The organism is Phenylobacterium sp. (genome assembly GCF_031360265.1).
Lineage (GTDB): Bacteria > Pseudomonadota > Alphaproteobacteria > Caulobacterales > Caulobacteraceae > Phenylobacterium.
Window position 1 is genome coordinate 1 of sequence record NZ_JANMBF010000154.1, and the last position, 4458, is coordinate 4458.

Below are 4458 nucleotides of genomic sequence, written 5' to 3' on the forward strand. Positions count from 1 at the left end.
GCGAGATCGGCGACACCCGCGGGATGAGCGACCGGGTGGCCGCCGACAACAGCTACATCGAGGAATGGTCCCCCGTCCTCGATCTGGCCATCCTGGTCCGCACCGTCCCGCTCATCTTCAAGGATCCGCGCGCTTACTGACCGCGCGCCGCCCGGCAGATTCCGCTCGCCGGTCCCAACGGGGTTCTCTAAAATAGCGGGTGTCGCCACCGGGATATATCGGCGCGCGCCGTATTTCAGGGACCGCCGCCCGCCGGCGATGAAGGGGCAAAGCTTGCACAAGAACCATCCGATGCATCTCGCCGCTTTGGCCCTGTGCCTGGCGCTCGGGTCGTCCGCGGCGGCGGCGACACCGACCGGGGCGGCATCGCCGACCGAGGTGGTGGCCATGGTCTCGGGTGTCCCGATCACGCTCCAGGATCTGCGCCAGGAATATGAGGTGATGGGCGCGCGCGAGGGCGACGCCAAGGTGCGGGACCAGGCGCTCGGTCGGATCATCGCCCGGCGCTTGATGGCGGCCAAGGCGAGAGAGCGCGGCCTCGACAAGTCACCGATATTCCTCTCATCCCTGAGGCGCGGAGAGGAAAGCCTGCTGGAACAGGGGTATCAGAGCAGCATCGCCGAGGCGGTGGCGGCGCCCAGTGCGACCGAGGTGCAGGCCTATGTCGCCGCCCACCCCGAGAAGTTCGCCCAGCGCCGGATCATGCTGATAAACCAGGTCGTGGCGACGCCGGCCAATAGCGACTTCGAACGCTTCAAGCCGCTGAACACCCTTGCGGAAATCAAGCACCTCTTCGATGTCGAAAAGACGCCGTACCAGGAAGGCGTCGCGACCCTGGATACGCTGACCGCCAGTCCGCAGTTGCTGAAGTCCACGGCGGCCTTGCCGGAGAACGAGGTGTTCGTGGTTCAGGGGCAGGCGAAGTCCATGATCTTCAACCAGATCGCCAAGTCGACGGCCACCCCGTTGGTCGGAAGCGCGGCGACAACCTACGCCGAAGGCGCCCTTCGTCAGGAACGCACCCAGGAGGCTGTCCGCGCCGCCGTCGACGCCCTGGGCAAGGCCGCGACGATCCGATACTCGGCGGGCTATGAGCCGGCCGCGGCCGAGCGCCCGAAGTAGCGGTCAGGCGGGCGTTTTCGTCGGGTCGGCCGGCGCGGCCAGGTCCCGCGAGGCGACGATCTCGTCGATAAGATAGAGCGGCCGACCCTTGACCTGCATATAGACGCGCCCGAGGTAGGCGCCGACAATGGCCAGGCAGCCGAGCTGGCCGACGCCGAAAAACACGCTGATCAGCGCCAGGCTGGTCCAGCCGGGCGCGGCGCGGCCGAAGAAGTAGCCGACAAACGCATAGAGAAAGATCGCCACGCCGATCAGGGTTCCGGCCAGGGCCAGGACGACCGCGAAATTCAACGGCGCGGTGGAAAACCCGGTCAGCCCCGCGACCGCAAGGCGAAGCATCTTGCTGAGCGTATATTTGGTCTCGCCGGCGTAGCGCGCATCTCGGTCGTAGAGGAGCTCGGTCTGACGTCCGCCCAGCCAGGCGACCATGCCGCGAATGAACCTGTCCTGCTCGGGCATGGCGTTCAACCGCTCGGCGATCCGCCGCGAGATCAGCCGGAAGTCACCGACATCCTGCGGGATATCCACATCCGAGACCGAGCCCAGCAGACGGTAGAACAGGCTGGCGGTGGCCAGCTTGAAGCGGCTTTCACTGGCGCGGGTTCTGCGGCGGCCATAGACCACGTCGAAGCCCTCGGCCGCCGCGCGCAGCATCTCGGCGAGCAGTTCGGGCGGGTCCTGCAGGTCGGCGTCGATCACCAGAACCCAGTCGCCGCGGGTGAGCTTCAGTCCCGCGCTGACCGCCAGCTGGTGGCCGTGGTTGCGCGCCAGGTTGATGCCCACGACGCCCGGTCGGGACGCCGCGAACGCCTGGATGATCTTCCATGTGTCGTCGCGGGACCCGTCATTGATCAGGACGATCTCGTAGGACGCGCCGACCGCGGCTTCGCAGGCGGCCTGCATCCGGTCCATGAAGGCCGGCAGGGTGTCCTGTTCATTGTAGCAGGGCGCGACGACGGACAGCCGCGGGGCCGTGGCCTTGCGGCGCGAGGCCGCGTCTTTGCGAGGGCCGCCGGACGGTGTTGACGTCACGCTGCTCGTCTCCTGAGGCCGCCCGCGCGACCGCCCGCCCAGCCCCGTGCGAGTAGATCAGAGACCTTAAAGATCAGAGAACAGGGCCAGCCGCGTCGCCTGCCGCATTGTCCGCGACTGCCCGCGGCGGGCCACAGATGGTCCCTGACGTAGTCGTTCCGGTGCGCCAAAGTCGTGTGCATGGTGAATGCTTTGGTTAGCTTAACAACAAGTAGTAATAGATGATCTAAGATATTAAAGTATGTTAACCCCTTCTGTTATAGGTCTGGAAATTCAGACTACATAAGACTGCTGCTCAAGTTGTTCCTGTGCTAGCGATCCAATCCGGTGAGCGGCGCGAGTTGATACTGGAGTAGCGCCTTGATTACGACAGTCAGTACGTCCGACGGTCTCTGGTCAGCAGTGAAGGTGGCGCACGCCGGCGACACGATTCTGCTCACGCCCGGCAACTATACCGCCATGAGCATGACCGGGATGAACCCGAACGGCATGGTGACGATCACCTCGCTGGATCTTGGCCACCCCGCCGTGATCGCCAGCATCACCCTGACGAGCAGCTCCAACCTGACCTTCAGCCACATTGAGGTGACCCCGAAGGCGGTTGGCGGCGTCGCCGTTACCTTGGCGGCGGACACCAATATCCATTTCGACCATGTGAATATCCATGCCTCGGCGACCGCCGACGGCAACGCGATGATGATCCGCGACAGCAAGAACGTCAGCGTCACCCATTCCGAGATCCACAATATCGGGACCGGCATCAGCTACATCAACAGCGACACGGTGATGTTGTCTGGCAACAAGCTGCACAACATCCAGTCCGACGGGATGCACGGGGGCGGGACCTCGAACATCACCATCACCGGCAACACCTTCACCGACTTCGCGCCCAAGCCGGGCGACCACCCCGACGCCATCCAGTTCTGGACGACGGGAACCACCGCGTCGGCGCACGACATCGTCGTGACCGACAACATCATCACCCGCGGCGCCGGCGGCGTCATGCAGGGTATCTTCCTCGGGAACGAGAAGATGCTGGAATACAAGACCGTGACGATCACCGGCAATGCGGTGGTGGGCGGCATGTACAACGGCATCTTCGTCGCCGATGCCTCCAACGCCAAGATCGAGGGCAACCTCGTCCAGGGCTACAAGGACATGAATTCGTGGATCTATCTCAGCAAGATCACGAGCGGCGTTCTGGACTACAATCAGGCGACAACCTTTGCGCTTGCGAAAGATAATGTCGGGTTGAACAGCCACGACAACACGACGATCATACTCCAGCCGGTGGGCGACCTTACGGTTCTGGACCACTGGCTGCACCCGCAGGGGCTGGTCACGGCGGTTGTTCCTCCGGAGACCTTCGACCCCATCGCCTCGTCGATCTGGTCCAGTTCCAGCAGTTGGTTCTAAATGCGGCGCGCTGCCAGGATCCCCCTGGGCTTCCGCGTTCGCCTCGCGACGCCCGGGCCGAAGGTCGGCGCATGGACGTTGCTGCGGGGCGTGCGCCTGCGGAGCCGTGGACGCTCAAGCCGGAGTGCCGAGATATTCATTTTCCAGCCACACGGCTGTGCTAATCTCTGCTTAGGGCCCGTAGAGGTAACGTAGCCTGCGCAGATGACGTATGGTCGCGGCGTTCGGGAGATTTCAGTCGGTGCCAGATTCAATCGTTCCCGTTGCACCCGCCCCCGCGGCCCCTGTGGTCGTTGACACCTCCGACGGTCTCTGGTCGGCGATCAAGGCCGCCCTGCCCGGGGACACGATCCTGCTCGCGCCCGGGACCTATTCGATGTTCAGCATGGCGGGCGCCAATCCCGCCGACACGGTGACGATAACGTCCCAGGATCCTGGTAACCCGGCTGTGATCGCCGGCATCACCCTGACGAACAGCTCCAACCTGACGTTCACCAATATCGAGCTGACGCCGAAAGCTGAAGGCGCCTACGCCGTAACGCTCGGGTCTGACACCAATATCCATTTCGACCACCTCAATATCCACGCCTCGGCGACCGTCGACGGCAACGCGATGTTGATCCGCGACAGCAAGAACGTCAGCGTCACCCATTCCGAGATCCACAATATCGGGACCGGCATCAGCTACATCAACAGCGACACGGTGCTGCTCTCCGGCAACAAGCTGCACAACATCCAGTCGGACGGGATGCACGGGGGCGGGACCTCGAACATCACCATCACCGGCAACACCTTCACCGACTTCGCGCCCAAGGCGGGCGACCATCCCGACGCGATCCAGTTCTGGACCTCTGGCACCACCGCATCCGTGCACGACATCGTCGTGAC

4 protein-coding genes are annotated in these 4458 nt (G+C 63.8%); 3 read left to right on the forward strand and 1 reads right to left on the reverse strand.

The window, feature by feature from the left end; translation table 11 throughout:
- The first annotated feature begins 291 nt into the window (after window positions 1–291).
- Window positions 292–1122: a hypothetical protein gene (locus RMN86_RS14580; protein ID WP_309606584.1), complete on the forward strand. Its 831-nt coding sequence runs from the start codon at window positions 292–294 to the stop codon at window positions 1120–1122.
- Window positions 1123–1125: 3 nt separating this feature from the next.
- Here RMN86_RS14580 and RMN86_RS14585 read toward each other — a convergent pair whose 3' ends face one another.
- Window positions 1126–2154: a glycosyltransferase family 2 protein gene (locus RMN86_RS14585; RefSeq protein WP_309606585.1), complete on the reverse strand. Its 1029-nt coding sequence runs from the start codon at window positions 2152–2154 to the stop codon at window positions 1126–1128.
- Window positions 2155–2514: 360 nt separating this feature from the next.
- On the opposite strand from RMN86_RS14585, the gene RMN86_RS14590 reads away from it, so the two are divergent.
- Both RMN86_RS14590 and RMN86_RS14595 read left to right on the forward strand, forming a co-directional pair.
- Window positions 2515–3570, forward strand: coding sequence for a right-handed parallel beta-helix repeat-containing protein (locus RMN86_RS14590; protein ID WP_309606586.1), 1056 nt, complete (start codon window positions 2515–2517; stop codon window positions 3568–3570).
- A 286-nt stretch (window positions 3571–3856) separates the two neighbouring features.
- A partial coding sequence (locus RMN86_RS14595; protein WP_309606587.1) for a right-handed parallel beta-helix repeat-containing protein occupies window positions 3857–4458 on the forward strand: 602 nt, incomplete at its 3' end.

Coding starts and splice junctions, on each gene's coding strand:
- RMN86_RS14580 (WP_309606584.1), top strand. CDS start 292: ATGCATCTCGCCGCTTTGGCCCTGTGCCTGGCGCTCGGGTCGTCCGCG.